Origin of the sequence: Vibrio vulnificus CMCP6, from assembly GCF_000039765.1 — a bacterium.
Lineage (GTDB): Bacteria > Pseudomonadota > Gammaproteobacteria > Enterobacterales > Vibrionaceae > Vibrio > Vibrio vulnificus_B.
Map to the genome: position 1 here is coordinate 2,939,338 of NC_004459.3, position 15,331 is coordinate 2,954,668.

Below are 15,331 nucleotides of genomic sequence, written 5' to 3' on the forward strand. Positions count from 1 at the left end.
TGCGGGGCTGTTTTTTATCGATGTGCTTTACAGGGGCAATCAATTAAATGATCATCAACCATCCCGACCGCTTGCATGAAGGCATAACAAATGGTTTCTCCAACAAACTTGAAGCCACGCTTTTTAAGAAACTTGCTGAGCGCTTTAGATTGCTCCGTGACCGCGGGCACTTCATCCATTGATTGCCATTGGTTAACAATCGGCTGATGGTCGACAAACGACCACAAAGCGTTAGACAGTGAACCAAACTCTTCTTGAAGCGCCAATGCAGCGCGTGCATTACTAAACACCGACGCAATTTTCCCACGATGTTTCACCACATCGTACTGAGCGATGATCTCCTCAACTCTTTGCTCTCCCTGTTGCGCGAGTCGTTTGAGGTCATAGCCTTCAAATGCCTCTCGATAACCTTGACGCTTTTTCAGAATCGTAATCCAACTCAATCCTGCCTGTGCACCTTCTAACGTCATGAACTCAAAAAGTACGGTGTCGTCGTAAACAGGCTTACCCCATTCCGAATCATGATATTCACGTTCTAAAGGGTGATTCATCGCCCACGCACATGTTTTTTGTTCTGCCATCATCTAATTCCTTATAAAAACGCCCTCACAAGGTGAAGGCGTTTAGATTCCTAGGCCGATTAATTATTTCGGCACCGCCACTTTGTGGAAGAGACGATACAACACTGGCACGACAATCAGTGTCAGGATTGTCGCAAAACCCAGACCAAACATGATGGTGACTGCCATCGGCTTAAAGAAAATGTCGGGTAACAGAGGCACCATGCCCAGAATCGTGGTGATCGCCGCCATACAGACTGGGCGAACACGGCTCAACGCAGCATCCACAACCGCAACATACGGATCTTTGCCTGACTTCATCTCTATTTCGATCTGATCAAGCAATACGATACCGTTTTTCAACAGCATGCCAGACAAGCTTAAGAAGCCGAGTAACGCCATAAAACCAAATGGCGTATTGAGCGCTAACAAGCCAGTTGTTACCCCAATCACCGCTAGAGGCACCGTCAGCCAAACGATCAATGGCTCTTTCACTGAGTTAAACAAGAACACAGTGATCAAGAACATAAACAGGTAACCCATCGGCATGGTGGTAAAGAGCGACGCTTGTGCATCACGAGAGGATTCATATTCCCCACCCCATTCCAGAGAGTAACCTGGTGGCAGTTGAATGGCTTCGATTTGTGGCATCAAACGTTTCTGTAACGTTGACGCGGTCTCTTCACCAAGAATGTCAGGGTCAGCCATCACCGTCAGCACGCGTTTGCGGTTCTTACGCACAATAATTGGGTCTTCCCAAAGCAATTCATAGCCTAACGTCACCTGTTGAAGAGGAATGAATTCGCTTAACGCCGGGCTCCAAATTTTCATCCCTTCGATATTACGAATATCCACACGCTCTTCATCTGGTAAACGGGCAACGATCGGCATTAACGTCGTGCCATCACGATAAATACCAATCGCCATTCCCGAAAACGACATGGCAAGGAAATCGTCCACATCCGACTTTGTGATGCCGTAACGTCTAGCTTGGCTTTCGTTAAACTGTGGCTCAAGCACTTTGGTACGTTCACGCCAGTCGTGGCGAACGTTGGTTGCCCCTGCATCGGCGTACATGATATCCATCACCTGAGCGGCAATTGAACGCAATACCGTTGGATCCGAACCGATGATGCGCGCTTCGATCTTCGCACCACCGCCTGGACCTAACTCAATTTGCTTCAATTTGTAGTTGATCTCAGGGAAGTTCTCTTTGACATGCTGGCGGAATTTCGCCATCAAAGGATCAAGGGCTTCATAGCTGGTGACACGCGTAGTAATTTCACCATACGCGGCATAGCTCTTCTCTGGTGCGTAGGTCAGCATGAAACGCTGCAAACCCTTACCCGCTGTGGTCGTGATGTGCTCGACATTGTCTTGTTCGGCTAACCAGCTTTCCAACGCTTTAAGCTTGGTGTTAGTCGCGCGAATGTCCGTCCCTTCCGGCAGCCAAATATCGGCTTGGAACATTGGCGTGGTCGACGATGGAAAGAATGCCTGCTTAACCAATGTAAAGCCGTACAAACTGACGCCTAAACCCAGCACCAACACGATCATGGTCAACCAAGCTCGCTTCATACAGAACTCTAAGAAGTTCTTGTATACCACGAAGATCATGCCGTTATACGGGTCCACTTCTTCGCCCGATTCTGACACATTCACTTTCTGGCCTTTAAAGAAAATATCGGCGAAGAAAGGCGTTAAAGAAATCGCAGTGAACCAACTCAGCATCAGAGAAATCAGCAACACGGTAAAGAGAGTGCCACAGTATTCACCTGTCGCATCTTCAGACAGACCGATAGGAGCAAACGCGGTCACCGCAATGACCGTCGCCCCAAGGAGCGGCCACTTGGTTTGCGTAACAATGTCGGTCGCGGCCTGCAGACGCGTTCGGCCTTTTTGCGTGCCAATCAATATCCCCTCAACCACCACAATGGCGTTATCCACCAGCATCCCCAGTGCGATAACCAACGCGCCGAGAGAGATACGTTGCAAGTCGATCTTGAAATACTGCATGAAGATGAAGGTACCCAGTACCGTGAGCAGCAAAATCAAACCAATCAACAGGCCAGAGCGCAAACCCATAAAGAACAAGAGGACGATAATAACAATCGCTACTGCTTGCCCCAAACTCACCACGAATCCGCTGACCGACTTATCCACTTCCTTCGGTTGGCTATAAATCTCGGAGATATCAATGCCAACCGGTTGCTGGTATTTCAGTTCAGCTAGGCGACGGTCGAAGGATTTACCCACTTCCACCACGTTGACACCTTGTGCAAAAGAAACCCCGACGTTCAACGCCAGTTTGCCATTGAAGTTGATGATGTTGTTCGGCACTTCAACGTAGCCACGTTTGATATCGGCCACATCGCGAAGATAGATCAATCCCTGAGCTCCGCTCTCGGTAATAATGAGATCGCCCAACTGATCGACGTTTTGGAACTCACCCGTAGGATGGATACGGATGTATTCATCGCCAATTCGGATCGCACCAGCGTCAGACACCACGTTTTGCGTCGAAAGCAGGTTAAAGACCGTGTTTGGTGAAATACCTAAGCTACTTAAACGCTTCATCGATATCTCGATAAACACTTGCTCTTGCTGTTGTCCAGTGACGGAAACTTTGCTGACCCCATCGACCAGTTCAAGCTCACGCCTTAAATAATCGACATAATCCAGCAGTTCTTTATAACTGTAACCATCGCCTGTGACTGCAAGTAAAATCCCGTACACATCACCAAAGTCATCAATCACTTGCGGGTCATTCACTCCGGGAGGAAGCTGACCTTTAAGGTCGTTGACTTTACGACGCAGTTCATCCCAGATTTGTGGCAGATCATCCGGACCATAATTGTTTTTCATGGTCACAGTGATTTGAGATAACCCGCGGCTGGAAATGGAGTTAACCTCATCCACATAAGTTAATTGCTGAATCGCTTTCTCAAGCGGATAAGTCACCTCTTCTTCAACCTGCTGAGGTGTGGCACCCGGATAGGAAGTCACCACCATTGCGTCTTTGATGGTAAAGGCCGGATCTTCTAAACGACCTAAACCAAAAAACGCAGCCACCCCACCAATCAAAAAGATCAGCGAAATCATCCAACTAATCACACGATTTCGAATAAAATACGCTGCGACGCCCGTTACTTCATCATCGCTTTGAGGCGACACTACTGGTTTATCACTCATTGTTCGCCTCCTGAGAAATCACATTCACTTTAATGCCGTCGCGCAGTCGTGCGATACCCGCCACCACCACTTGCTCTGAATGCGTTAGCCCCTCAATAATTTGCGCACTCTCTTTCGACGCTTTACCTACAACGACTTGACGTTTGCTAACGCTATTGTCCGCGTTTAACACCCAAACAAATTTTTTCTCTCGATTCAGCTCATCCCCATCGGCATTAAAAATGGCCTCAATCGGTACACGAATACCCGAGTTCAACTCCAGCCCGACCCCTTCTCCTCGTGAAGTCACCTCAACGGCCATGCCGTCTAAGATGTACTCTTTTTCCGGCATCGGCATGGTCAGCGTGACCGTAAAGGTGCCTGTTTTTGGATCGGGCTCTGTGGTGAACTCTTTGATTTTTGCCGAGTACTCATTTCCACTGCGAACACGAACTAGGGCATCAACGTGCTCAAGCTTTTCTCTGGTGGGCTGATTGACATACAGCTGATCGGGAAGCTGAATTAAGATTTCGACTTCATCAACACTGTGAATGTTGACCACTTGCTGCCCAACTTGAACGTTTTCAAATTGATCAACACTGACCCGTGAAATGATGCCGTCAACAGGTGCTTTTAACTGTGTAAACGAGAGACGCAGTTTTGCCAATTCAAGTTCAGCCAGTGCAATTTGGCGCTGCGCAGCGATCTCATCAAACTGAGATTTTGCCAGTAACCCTTTTTTCACCAGCGGCTCCGAGCGCTTAAACTGGCTATCCACTACCGAGAACCTTGCTTGCGCGTTATCCACGTCTAAGCGGTAATCAGTGGGGTCAAGTTCAGCAATCACATCGCCTTTTTTTATCCTATCCCCTTCTTTGACGTATAAGCTCCTGACTTCTCCAGCGACTCGAAAACTGAGGTGAGAACGTTCTGCAGCGTTTGCTACAGCAGGGAAATAGAGGCTGTCGATCATCTCTTCGTCAGTCAACGAGACAATTTTGACATTTGGGTCAGCCATAGCGGCTGGCTGATTTTGTTGCCCACATCCGGCTAACAGTAAAGCGGCGGACAACGCGGTTAAACCAATCCATTTATTCACGTTATAGCCCTCGCTCTTTAACCCATTCACGAACTTTTATCCCTGACTCGATACCACTGACACCAGAAATAATGATTTGGTCACCATCATTGAGACCATTAACCACTTCGCGCTTGTCGTTAAGCTCCACTTCCGCGAGCTCAACAATGCTCTGATCATTCACTCGCCAAACATACTTTTTCTCATCTTGCTTAAAGATGGCAGAGGTAGGGATTTGTGTGGCAGATTGAGATTTGGCACTCACGTGGACACTACCAGCCATACCGGGGAGCACCCCAAGATCGGCAGGACGCTCCATGATCATAGTGACTTTATAACTGCCGGTTTTGGTATCCGCTTCGGTATCGATTTCTTGGAAGCGCAGGGGGAATTCGCTCCCTGGGAATGCGTCAAAACGCATCACCGCGTTCGGCTCAACACCCTGAGAGAAACGGCCCAATAGATGATCTGGCAATTGGAAAATCACCTTCATCAATTGATTGGTTTGGATATTCATTACGCCTTGTTTGGCCGCAACGTATTCGTGATTTTCAGCTGGAATAAGAGAAATGGTGCCATCATAAGGTGCAATCAGCTTAGTGTAACGAAGGTTGGCCTCAGCTTGCTCTAACGTAGCGCGCGCAGAGTTGTGGTTGGCTTGTGCTTGATCGAAGTCTTGCTCAGAGACCACCTTATCGGCGCGAAGCTTTTTGTAGCGCTCATATTGCACATCCGCCAGTTTAAAATTCGCTCTCGCTTGTTTTGCCAGCAACGCGTACTCATCTGGGTTCAAGGTGGCTAAAACCTGCCCTTTTGTCACTCTTTGACCTGCAGTAACATCAATGGTCTGCAATTGTCCAGGGACACGAAATGTTAAAACTGCCTTATCACCCGCTTCAGAAACAGCAGGAAAAGTTCGTTCAAATTTGGCGTCACCCACCGACACCGTGAATAACTTGGCAGGCCGCGAATCAGGCTCGGGAATAGGAGGAAGCTCTCGACCACATCCTCCCAATGCTGTGGCGACAGCAAGAAAAACCAATGCTTTTCTCATGGTTATCATCCTGTTAGAAAATGTTCTCTATACCTTAGATGAAACTATGATTTTGTTCCAGTTAACAGCTTTGTAAATATCTGAAATTTAATAAAATGAGAGCAAGGTTAAACCTTGCTCTCATGAAAATTGCCCAAGAAGGATTATTTTTACTAAAACAAACTTAAAGTTTGTTAAATTCGCGGTTCACTTTGAAGGTATCGGAAGTGACATACGCTTCCATATCACGCACTTTGTTTTCAATTCGATTGAAATCCGCTTCAAGGATCGCCAACAAGGATTCCGCCGTTTGCCCTTGCTGCCAAGGTTTGGCTTTGAGCTTATGGTCATGACGCATTTTTAAATCCTCTTGGTACTGGATTGGTTGCTTTTCCAACATAAATGTCAGGGCAACGTACGCCAGAATAACCAGAAAACTTCCGCCTAACAGCGCTGCAGAAATCACTAGGATTCGAATCAACCAAACTTCAATGGCCAAGTAGTTTGCAATACCCGCGCAGACACCACTCAATTTGCCGTTGACTGGGTCACGGTAGAGCTCTCGACTATTCATAGCGACGTCTCCAATTGGGGTTTTCCGCATCGAGGATACGTTCCAAGGTGTCTATGCGTGATTGAAGCTTTTCCGCTTGACCGGACAAAGACTCCAACTTCTGCAAATCTATGTCCGACAAACCGCTACCTACTTTGCGCTGACTGCGATAGTGAAGAAATAGCCACAGTGGTGCGACAAAAATCAGAAATACGATTAATGGCCCTGCAATCATAAATGTCGTCATAGATGGCTCCTTTGCTTATTTTTGTTGTGAGTTCACTTGTTCTTTTAACTTTGCCAACTCTTTTTCAATTTCATCCTGAGCTTGAAGCTCAGCAAATTCCTGTTCCAATGATTTTGATGAACCGGAGTTGGCGTAGAGATCCGCTTCAGCTTCCAGCTCATCCACTTTACGAGCGTATTGCTCAAACTTTGCCATCGCTTCATGCGTGCGGCCGGAACTCAAATGACGCTGAACATCACGACGATTGGAAGCCGTTTGATTGCGGATCATCAAAGCTTGCTGCTTCGCGCGCGTTTCGGCAATTTTGGTTTCCAATTTGCCAATTTCGCCAGTCAGTTTCTCAATGGTTTCTTCCACAAGAGTTTGCTCTGTATGCAAACCTTTGATCAAGTCTTGTAGCTTTTGCTTTTCAATTAATGCTGCACGCGCCAAATCTTCACGTTGCTTAGTCAGCGCCAATGTCGCTTTTTGTTGCCAATCCGAAATTTGGCTTTCCATTGCTTCCACTTTACGAGCAAGCTCTTTTTTATCCGCAATGGCTTTCGCCGAGTTGGTACGCACTTCGACCAGCGTGTCTTCCATTTCTTGAATGATGAGACGAATCATTTTTTCCGGATCTTCTGCTTTATCCAGCAGCGCACTGATATTGGAATTGATGATGTCTGCAAAACGAGAAAAAATACCCATGATGGAACTCCTCTATTAGTCTCGATATCGTGCTTTTGTCTAAAAATGCACTCAGTCAGTGTTCTAGTTATTAACGTTATAACAAGAAGCATGCCAAAGTTAATTTTCTTTATTTTTCAATAAAATAGAATTCAACTTGTCTCTCTCCGAACCTATGCTATGATGATTTTCACCAAATATTGGTGAATTTAACCAATTTCGTTTCCCAAACGCTCACTAAGAAGGAACTTATGAAGCAAAACTTGATCGGAGAATCACCTGCCTTTCTGTCTGTCCTCGACAAAGTGTCAAAACTGGCACCGATTGAGCGTCCAATCTTGATCATTGGTGAGCGAGGCACAGGGAAAGAACTGATCGCTCAGCGCTTGCATTACCTGTCTAAACGTTGGGATAAGCCCCTGCTCTCTCTCAACTGTGCCACTTTGTCTGAAGGTTTGATCGACTCCGAGTTGTTTGGCCATGAATCCGGTTCTTTTACGGGCTCAAAGGGGAAACATAAGGGGCGATTTGAACGTGCAGAAGGCGGTACCCTGTTTCTTGATGAGCTGGCCACTGCGCCTTTGATGGTACAAGAAAAATTGTTACGAGTGATCGAATACGGTGAGTATGAGCGCGTGGGTGGCCATCAGCCACTGACCGCGGACGTTCGCTTGGTGTGTGCGACCAATGCGGATCTAGTAAAAATGGCCGAAGAAGGTCAGTTTCGCGCTGACTTGCTCGACCGACTCGCGTTTGATGTCATTACGCTACCGCCATTGCGAGAGCGCCAAGAGGATATTCTGTTGCTCGCCGAGCACTACGCGATAAAAATGTGCCGAGAACTCAAACTCGACTATTTTGTCGGCTTTACTTCCCATGCTAATGAGCAGTTGACTCAATACCGCTGGCCGGGCAACGTTCGGGAGCTGAAAAACGTCGTAGAACGGGCCATTTATCGTCACGGTCTGAATCCAGATCCGATCGATGAGTTGATTTTTAATCCCTTCGCTACCGGTTGGGAGAGCGAAAAGGCCGAACAAGACCAACCGAATGCATCGAGTACTGCATCAAGTTCAACAAGCGACGATCAACTCTCTCCACCAGCAACGACCGAGATTTCGTTCCCGATTGATTATAAACAGTGGCAAGAAGAGCAAGACATTAAACTACTTAATCAAGCCTTGGAAGCCAGTAAATTCAACCAGCGCCAAGCCGCCGATCTTTTAGGGCTCAGCTATCACCAATTCCGAGGTATGGTAAGAAAATACGCCTTAGTGGGACAAAACTAGACCTAGGTCCAACAGCAAAATATCGCTGGAGTGTTACACTTAAAGCAGCTCGAAAGGCCCAATAACGCTTTGCTCAAAAACGAATTTATGTTTGGAGTGGGGTGAATAAAATGATAAATTAGCCGGATCTTTTGGGCGCTAACTTAGGCGTACTGACATACGAAACGTTTCATTTTATGAAAACACTAATACACCTCACATTGGGATTATTAGGCTTTAGCTTACTAACCGGGTGTGGCAAAGACATTGACCACAAAGAAGTACGCCAAACTGGCTTTGTTTTTTGTGGGCAAACCAACCTTAAAACCTTCAATCCTCAGTTGATTGATAGTGGTATTACGGCAGACACTCTCAGCCCGCAGATTTTCGATACCCTTTTGACGCTTGACCCACAAACGCATCAGCCCATTCCGAGCCTTGCTGAAAGTTGGAAGGTCAATAAAACCGGCACAGAATACACGTTTACCCTACGCAAAAATGTCGCTTTTCAAACCACTGACTGGTTTACCCCTTCACGCGCTCTTAACGCAGAAGACGTGGTGTTTAGTTTCCGTCGTATCATCGACCCTAGTCACCCTTATCATCTCGTTGGCGGAGGAAACTACCCTTGGTTTGCTGGCATAGACTTTGCCAACCTTTTGGTGGATGTGGTGCCCCTTTCCGATGACCAAGTGAAGTTTATTCTCAGCCGTCCGAATTTTGCGTTTCTTTCTAATCTTGCGACTGCGCACTCCGTGATCCTGTCTGCCGAATACGCCAATCAACTGGCGGCAAAAGATGCCAAAGAGCGTATCGATATGTATCCCGTTGGCAGTGGTCCGTTTTTGTTAGACGAGTATCAAATTAACGATTTGGTTCGTTTACGTCGCCACGAAGGCTATTGGCGTAACCCGGTAAAAATGGAACAGGTGGTTTTCGATATTTCACAACGTGGTACAGGTACGCTTGCCAAACTATTGCGTAACGAGTGCGATGTATTGCGCTCGCCAATCTCCAGCCAGATCCCGATTATTGAAAACAACCCCAATATGGAACTGACGGCAACGCCGGCCATGAACGTTGCTTTCATCGCCATCAATACCAGCCATTCTGCGCTAAAAGATGTGCGTGTGCGCCAAGCATTGAACCTCGCGATCAACCGACAAAATATCCTCGACTCCGTCTACTATGGGACAGGAACAAAGGCGTACACCTTGTTGCCGCCTAACTCATGGGCATACCAGAAAGACAGCGTTAAAGTGCGTTTTGATCGTAACTACGCACTTGCGCTGATGCGTGAAGCGGGTTACGAGAAAGGACTGTCACTAACGATGTGGGTACCACTAGAGCCTCGTGTCTATAACCCAAGCCCGAGAAAAACCGCAGAGTTGATTCAGTCTAATCTAGCGGATATTGGTATCGACTTAACCCTTATTACTGATGAAAGAAACGAACGTGTGACCACCGATCACACACAAGGCGATCTTTCACTAACGGGTTGGGTGGGAGACACTGGCGATCCTGATAATTTCTTACGCCCACTGCTTTCTTGCAGCTCTGAAAGAGCGGGGATTAACGTTGCCATGTGGTGTAACAGTGATTTTGATTTCTTGCTCGATCTCGCGTTAGAAACCGAAAAGAATCGTTATCGCCTAAACTTATATCGTCAAGCGCAAAATATTCTCAACGAGGAATTCCCTGTGATTCCATTGGCACACGGCGTTCAGTTCCGTGCTCATGACAAATCGCTGATTGGCTTCAAATCCAGTCCATTCAATTCCCAACCTTTCGACACGGTAGAGAGAGCTTATTGATGTTCTGGTATGCAGTAAGACGCCTTAACTTATTCGTCATTACACTGGCCATTTTAACCATGGTTGGTTTTTCGATCTTACGCTTAGACCCAGAGTCAGTATGGGCTCAAGCCGAATATTGGCATGGTTGGAGTATTTATCTTTCCGAACTCGCGCAACTTAACTTTGGAGTGAGTAAAAGCGGTGCCTCCATTTATGATGAATTGGCGGTGGTGTTTCCCGCCACATTGGAACTCTGTTTCTTTGCCTTTTTGGTCGCGCTCTTGATCGGCATTCCTTTTGGAACGATAGCAGGTATGAAACAAGGTAAGTGGGTCGACACCACCATCTCCTTTGTCTCCATGTCTGGCTACTCTGCCCCGCTCTTTTGGGTCGCACTATTGATGCTGATGGTGTTCTCTCTCCATTTCGAGATATTTCCTGTCTCTGGGCGCTACGATCTACTTTATGAAATCCAACACGTCACTGGTTTTGCCATCATCGATGCGTTTCTTGCTAAAGGGCCTTACAAAGCTCATGCACTGCAGAGCGTCATTGAACATATGGTACTGCCCTGCTTGGTCTTGGCGCTGGCGCCAACCACACAAGTGATCGGCTTGATGCGAGCTTCTGTGGCCGACGTTATGAGTCAAAACTACATACGAGCGGCCAGAATCAAAGGTTTAACCACACGAGAAATCGTCACCCAACATGTATTACGCAACGCGATTCCACCCATTATTCCTAAAGTTGGCGTACAACTTTCCAGCATGCTAACGCTGGCCATCATTACGGAATCTATTTTTAACTGGCCGGGTATTGGCCGTTGGTTACTAGATGCACTCTCGAATCGAGATTATGTATCGATTCAAGCGGGAGTGATGGTCGTGGCGACATTAGTGCTCACGGCCAACATTTTGTCCGATCTGATTGGCGCGATGATCAATCCACTGGTAAGGAAGGAATGGTATGCTAACCGATAGTGTTTACCAGGAAGAGCATATTCCGACTCAATTTGAGCGCTTTTGGCGTAGCTTCCGCAATAACAATCTCGCTATGTTTGGATTGTGGTGTTTGATCTTGTTGTTGCTGGTTACCATCAGCGCACCTTGGTTGGTCCCGCACGACCCTCAACAACAAACCGCGCAATTACTGGTGCCTCCTTCATGGAGCCCTGCGGGGACAGTCGAATATTTCCTTGGTACCGATGATTTAGGCCGAGACATCCTATCGCGCCTCATTATGGGAACGCAGCCCACTTTAGGCGCCGCGATCATCATTACTGCCATCGCCGCCATCATTGGCTGCTTTATCGGTGTTCTTGCAGGGATGACACGCGGACTTCTATCCAGTACGTTGAACCACTTACTGGATACGGTCATGTCCATTCCATCACTGCTTTTGGCGATCATCTTTGTCGCATTCTTTGGTGCAGGCGAATTCACCGTGTTGTTGGCCGTTGGGCTTGCGCTGATTCCACGCTTTATTCGCTCGGTTTACATTGCCATACACACCGAAGTTGAAAAAGATTACATCATGGCAGCGCGACTCGATGGCGCGAATAGCTTCTACTTGCTGTGGAACTCCATTTTGCCGAACGTACTGACCGTGATTGCGACCGAAATTACCTTGGCGCTGTCTGTGGCTGTTTTAGACATCACCGCGCTTGGCTTTCTGGGGCTGGGGGCACAAGCACCGAGCACCGAATGGGGCGCAATTCTTGGCGATTCCGTGGAGCTGATTTATCTCGCGCCTTGGACCGTAACACTGCCCGGATTGTCCATTATGTTTACCGTTATCGTCATCAACCTTGTCGGGGATGGCGTACGCCGAGCTCTCAATGCGGGGATCGAATAATGCCATTATTGGATATTCGTCATTTGACGATCGAAATTGAGACTCCGCAAGGCTTGGTGAAAGCCGTTGATCGCATGAGCCTCACGCTAAATGAAGGTGAAATTCGCGGCCTAGTTGGCGAATCTGGCTCTGGTAAAAGCTTGGTCGCCAAAGCCATCGTTGGGGTATGCAAAGACAACTGGAGAGTCACCGCCGACCGCATGCGATTGGGCAACATTGACCTACTGCAACTCACGCCAAGTGAGCGTCGACGTGTCATCGCCCGCGACATCGCAATGATTTTCCAAGAGCCGTCTACCTGCCTTGACCCGTCTGAAGAAGTGGGCAAGCAGTTGATTGAATCGATTCCATCACGCACTTTTGAAGGGAAATGGTGGGAGCGATTTAAGTGGCGTAAAAAACGCGCGATTGCACTTTTGCATAAAGTGGGCATTAAAGATCATCAACGCTTGATGAAAAGCTATCCCTATGAACTCACAGATGGTGAATGCCAAAAAGTGATGATTGCGATGGCGATCGCCACGGCGCCAAAACTGTTGATCGCGGATGAGCCGACTAACGACCTCGATCCGATCACGCAAAATCAGATCCTACGCTTGTTGAGCAGAATGAATCAGTTGAACAACACGACGATTTTGCTCATCGGCCACGACTTAACCAACATTACCCAATGGGCCAACCGTATTACGGTGATGTACTGTGGCCAATCGGTGGAATCGGCTGACACAGATCGTATTTTGGAAGCACCGAAGCATCCCTATACCGCAGCCCTACTGAAAGCCATGCCGGACTTTAGTCATTGGATTCCTCACAAGCAGAAGTTGCAGTCGCTCCCGGGCTCGATTCCTCCGTTGCAACATTTGCCGATAGGGTGCCGCTTGGGACCTCGTTGCCCATACGCGCAGCGCCAGTGTGTTGAGATTCCGTATGCGCGTCGTATTAAAAATCATAAGTTTAGCTGTCATTTCCCTCTTAACACGGAGAAAGATTCATGAGTGCGTTGTTAGAGGTTGAAAACCTGTCGAAAAATTTTGTTACCCGTTCAGGCTTGTTTAAACGGGAAGTACAGCAGGCAGTGAAACCGGTTAGTTTTACACTAGAAGCTGGCCAAACTATTGGTTTCATTGGCCAAAATGGCTCAGGAAAATCCACACTAGCCCGCATGCTGGCCGGCATGGTGGAACCGACTTCTGGCGAAATTCGTGTCAACGGCGAGCGACTTGAGCACAGAGACTACGCCACACGCTGCAAACTGATTCGGATGATTTTCCAAGATCCCAACACCTCGTTGAATCCACGTATTCAAATCGGGCGTATTTTAGAAGGTCCACTCAAGCGAAACACCAACATGCCGCCGGAAGCACGTCTAAAGCGGGTTAAAGACACACTGTTGCGGGTTGGCTTGTTACCCGAACACGCCTATTTTTATCCGCAGATGCTGGCAACCGGACAAAAGCAGCGTGTCTGCTTAGCACGGGCCTTGATTCTACAACCTTCTATCATCGTTGCCGACGAAGCGCTAAACGGCTTAGACATGGCAATGCGCTCACAAATCATCAACCTCTTTTTGGAACTGCAAGAAGAGATGGGCGTGTCGTTTGTCTATGTATCACAGCACATCGGTATCGTTAAACACATCACCGATAAAGTGATGGTGATGCATGAAGGTGAAGTGGTGGAATCTGGTGATACGCAAATCGTGTTAAGCGATCCACAGCATCCTCTTACACAACGTTTGGTCGAAAACCATTTCTACAAAACCCCTTCTCACTACTAGAAGCCATCTGTCAGCGTGATGAGAAAATAGTCAGCGAAGCAAGGAGCAATGCATGAATAGAGTTTGGGTGAAATCACTGATTGGCATTGCTCTCCTACTTTTGACATCGGGCACTCATGCACTGGAAAAAACGTGGCTTCAACCAGCCTTCGTCAGCAATGCATTCATTCAAGTGGCATTGCGCAATGAATATAGCCCTGGGGAAAAGAAAGTTCGCAAATGGCACACGCCTGTACGTGTGTACGTTGAACATCAGGTCGCAGATAAAGCGCTGCATGAATCGCTATTAAAAATGCACCTCCGTGATTTGTCCGCCATCACGGGCCTCTCAATTGAGACCACCAACGACAAAGCACAAGCCAACGTTGTTTGGGTGTTCACCCAAGAATCGAGCTATCAAAGTGAAGTCAAACGTCTCATGGGACGCAAATCTGCCAACAATCTGGGCAGCGCGGTTTGCAAAGCGGGTTTTAAAACTCGCCAAAGTGCCATCTATTACGCTGCGATTGTTATTCCTGTCGACAAAGCGCGCGAGCACGGCAAATTGGTCGCTTGTATTGTGGAAGAAATCACTCAGGTTCTCGGTCTGCCTAACGATTCAGATCAGGCTTACCCTTCTATTTTTAATGACAATTCCCCAGAAGAGTTACTTTCACCACTTGATATCGTCCTACTCAAATTGCTTTATCAACCTGAGATTAAGGCTGGTATGTCGGAGGCGGAAGTCAAACCAGTACTAAGTACACTGCTCACGCGTTTCGCCGACAATGGCACCTTATCTCAATCCGTCGATGTAGCAACGCAAACCGAGCTGTTTCAGTTTATTGGGTATTGATCGTTAAGCGGTTCAAAGCCGTTAAATTGCTATGCGGCGATGAAAAAACGGTGCTGAATCGCACCGTTATGTTCCGTGATTGACCAGAGCGTTTTATCTCTTCGCCGCCTGTTTTTTCAGTTCAAAATCAAACTCATCAGGGAACAACACCACCCCTTCCTCATTAATGCTCGGAAACACGACAACCGATAGTTCGTCGTCTTCTAAGCCACGAGTCCAGCGGCTGTGCCACTTGTTTAGCGAGATCGATTCCGCTTGGCACTCTTGCCAATCGCCCGTGGCCCACTCTTCAGCAAATTCTCTATTTGGCCAAACCGGTACGCACTCTTCCTCTTCGGTGTTGAGCATCACGCAGCCATGCTCATCAGTGAGGATCCATACTTGGCGCTGGGCGACAATTTCCTTAACGCAGTAACGTAAACGCTGCTCTTGATCGTAACTATTAATGGTACGAATTTGATCTTGGGATAATGGTGTGGTCATTGCGCCTCTC

15 protein-coding genes are annotated in these 15,331 nt (G+C 47.6%); 7 read left to right on the forward strand and 8 right to left on the reverse strand.

Going from position 1 to position 15,331, the window contains the following annotated elements:
* Positions 1 to 14 precede the first annotated feature (14 nt).
* The 7 genes from VV1_RS13650 to pspA all read right to left on the reverse strand — a co-directional run bounded on the left by VV1_RS13650 (position 15) and on the right by pspA (position 7,329).
* The gene (locus VV1_RS13650; RefSeq protein ID WP_011080695.1) at positions 15 to 584 is read right to left on the reverse strand and encodes a DNA-3-methyladenine glycosylase I; all 570 of its coding nucleotides are present in this window, start codon (positions 582 to 584) and stop codon (positions 15 to 17) included.
* A gap of 60 nt (positions 585 to 644) precedes the next feature.
* Entirely contained in the window at positions 645 to 3,752 is a 3,108-nt protein-coding gene (gene vmeI / locus VV1_RS13655; protein WP_011080696.1) for an efflux RND transporter permease subunit VmeI, read from the reverse strand.
* Positions 3,745 to 4,860 carry an efflux RND transporter periplasmic adaptor subunit gene (locus VV1_RS13660; protein ID WP_011080697.1) on the reverse strand — a complete coding sequence of 372 codons (1,116 nt, stop codon included), beginning with the start codon at positions 4,858 to 4,860 and terminating at the stop codon, positions 3,745 to 3,747. The genes vmeI and VV1_RS13660 overlap by 8 nt, the downstream gene beginning before the upstream one ends.
* Complete coding sequence (locus VV1_RS13665; RefSeq protein ID WP_011080698.1) at positions 4,832 to 5,863, reverse strand: efflux RND transporter periplasmic adaptor subunit; 1,032 nt, start codon at positions 5,861 to 5,863, stop codon at positions 4,832 to 4,834. Before VV1_RS13665 ends, VV1_RS13660 begins: the two co-directional genes overlap by 29 nt.
* A gap of 163 nt (positions 5,864 to 6,026) precedes the next feature.
* The gene (gene pspC / locus VV1_RS13670) at positions 6,027 to 6,446 is read right to left on the reverse strand and encodes an envelope stress response membrane protein PspC (protein ID WP_011150055.1); all 420 of its coding nucleotides are present in this window, start codon (positions 6,444 to 6,446) and stop codon (positions 6,027 to 6,029) included.
* Positions 6,409 to 6,642 (reverse strand): envelope stress response membrane protein PspB, encoded by a 234-nt coding sequence (pspB, locus tag VV1_RS13675; protein WP_011080700.1) that lies wholly within the window; start codon positions 6,640 to 6,642, stop codon positions 6,409 to 6,411. The genes pspC and pspB overlap by 38 nt, the downstream gene beginning before the upstream one ends.
* Positions 6,643 to 6,657: 15 nt before the next feature.
* Positions 6,658 to 7,329, reverse strand: a complete 672-nt coding sequence (gene pspA, locus VV1_RS13680) for a phage shock protein PspA (RefSeq protein ID WP_011080701.1) — start codon at positions 7,327 to 7,329, stop codon at positions 6,658 to 6,660.
* Positions 7,330 to 7,559: 230 nt separating this feature from the next.
* Here pspA and pspF point away from each other — a divergent pair, with 230 nt between their 5' ends.
* From pspF to VV1_RS13715, 7 genes are all read left to right on the forward strand, one after another.
* Positions 7,560 to 8,597: a phage shock protein operon transcriptional activator gene (gene pspF / locus VV1_RS13685; RefSeq protein WP_011080702.1), complete on the forward strand. Its 1,038-nt coding sequence runs from the start codon at positions 7,560 to 7,562 to the stop codon at positions 8,595 to 8,597.
* A 176-nt stretch (positions 8,598 to 8,773) separates the two neighbouring features.
* Entirely contained in the window at positions 8,774 to 10,390 is a 1,617-nt protein-coding gene (gene sapA, locus VV1_RS13690; protein WP_011080703.1) for an ABC transporter substrate-binding protein SapA, read from the forward strand.
* Positions 10,390 to 11,352, forward strand: a complete 963-nt coding sequence (locus tag VV1_RS13695; protein WP_011080704.1) for an ABC transporter permease — start codon at positions 10,390 to 10,392, stop codon at positions 11,350 to 11,352. The genes sapA and VV1_RS13695 overlap by 1 nt, the downstream gene beginning before the upstream one ends.
* Positions 11,339 to 12,226: a putrescine export ABC transporter permease SapC gene (gene sapC, locus VV1_RS13700; RefSeq protein WP_011080705.1), complete on the forward strand. Its 888-nt coding sequence runs from the start codon at positions 11,339 to 11,341 to the stop codon at positions 12,224 to 12,226. The genes VV1_RS13695 and sapC overlap by 14 nt, the downstream gene beginning before the upstream one ends.
* Complete coding sequence (locus tag VV1_RS13705) at positions 12,226 to 13,221, forward strand: peptide ABC transporter ATP-binding protein (protein WP_011080706.1); 996 nt, start codon at positions 12,226 to 12,228, stop codon at positions 13,219 to 13,221. Before sapC ends, VV1_RS13705 begins: the two co-directional genes overlap by 1 nt.
* A complete protein-coding gene (locus VV1_RS13710) occupies positions 13,218 to 14,003 on the forward strand; it encodes a peptide ABC transporter ATP-binding protein (protein ID WP_011080707.1) in 786 nt (261 codons plus the stop codon). Before VV1_RS13705 ends, VV1_RS13710 begins: the two co-directional genes overlap by 4 nt.
* Before the next feature lie 52 nt (positions 14,004 to 14,055).
* Positions 14,056 to 14,838: a DUF2927 domain-containing protein gene (locus VV1_RS13715; RefSeq protein ID WP_011080708.1), complete on the forward strand. Its 783-nt coding sequence runs from the start codon at positions 14,056 to 14,058 to the stop codon at positions 14,836 to 14,838.
* Positions 14,839 to 14,931: 93 nt separating this feature from the next.
* On the opposite strand, the gene VV1_RS13720 is transcribed toward VV1_RS13715, so the two are convergent.
* Positions 14,932 to 15,321 (reverse strand): DUF2750 domain-containing protein, encoded by a 390-nt coding sequence (locus tag VV1_RS13720; RefSeq protein WP_011080709.1) that lies wholly within the window; start codon positions 15,319 to 15,321, stop codon positions 14,932 to 14,934.
* Positions 15,322 to 15,331 lie beyond the last annotated feature (10 nt).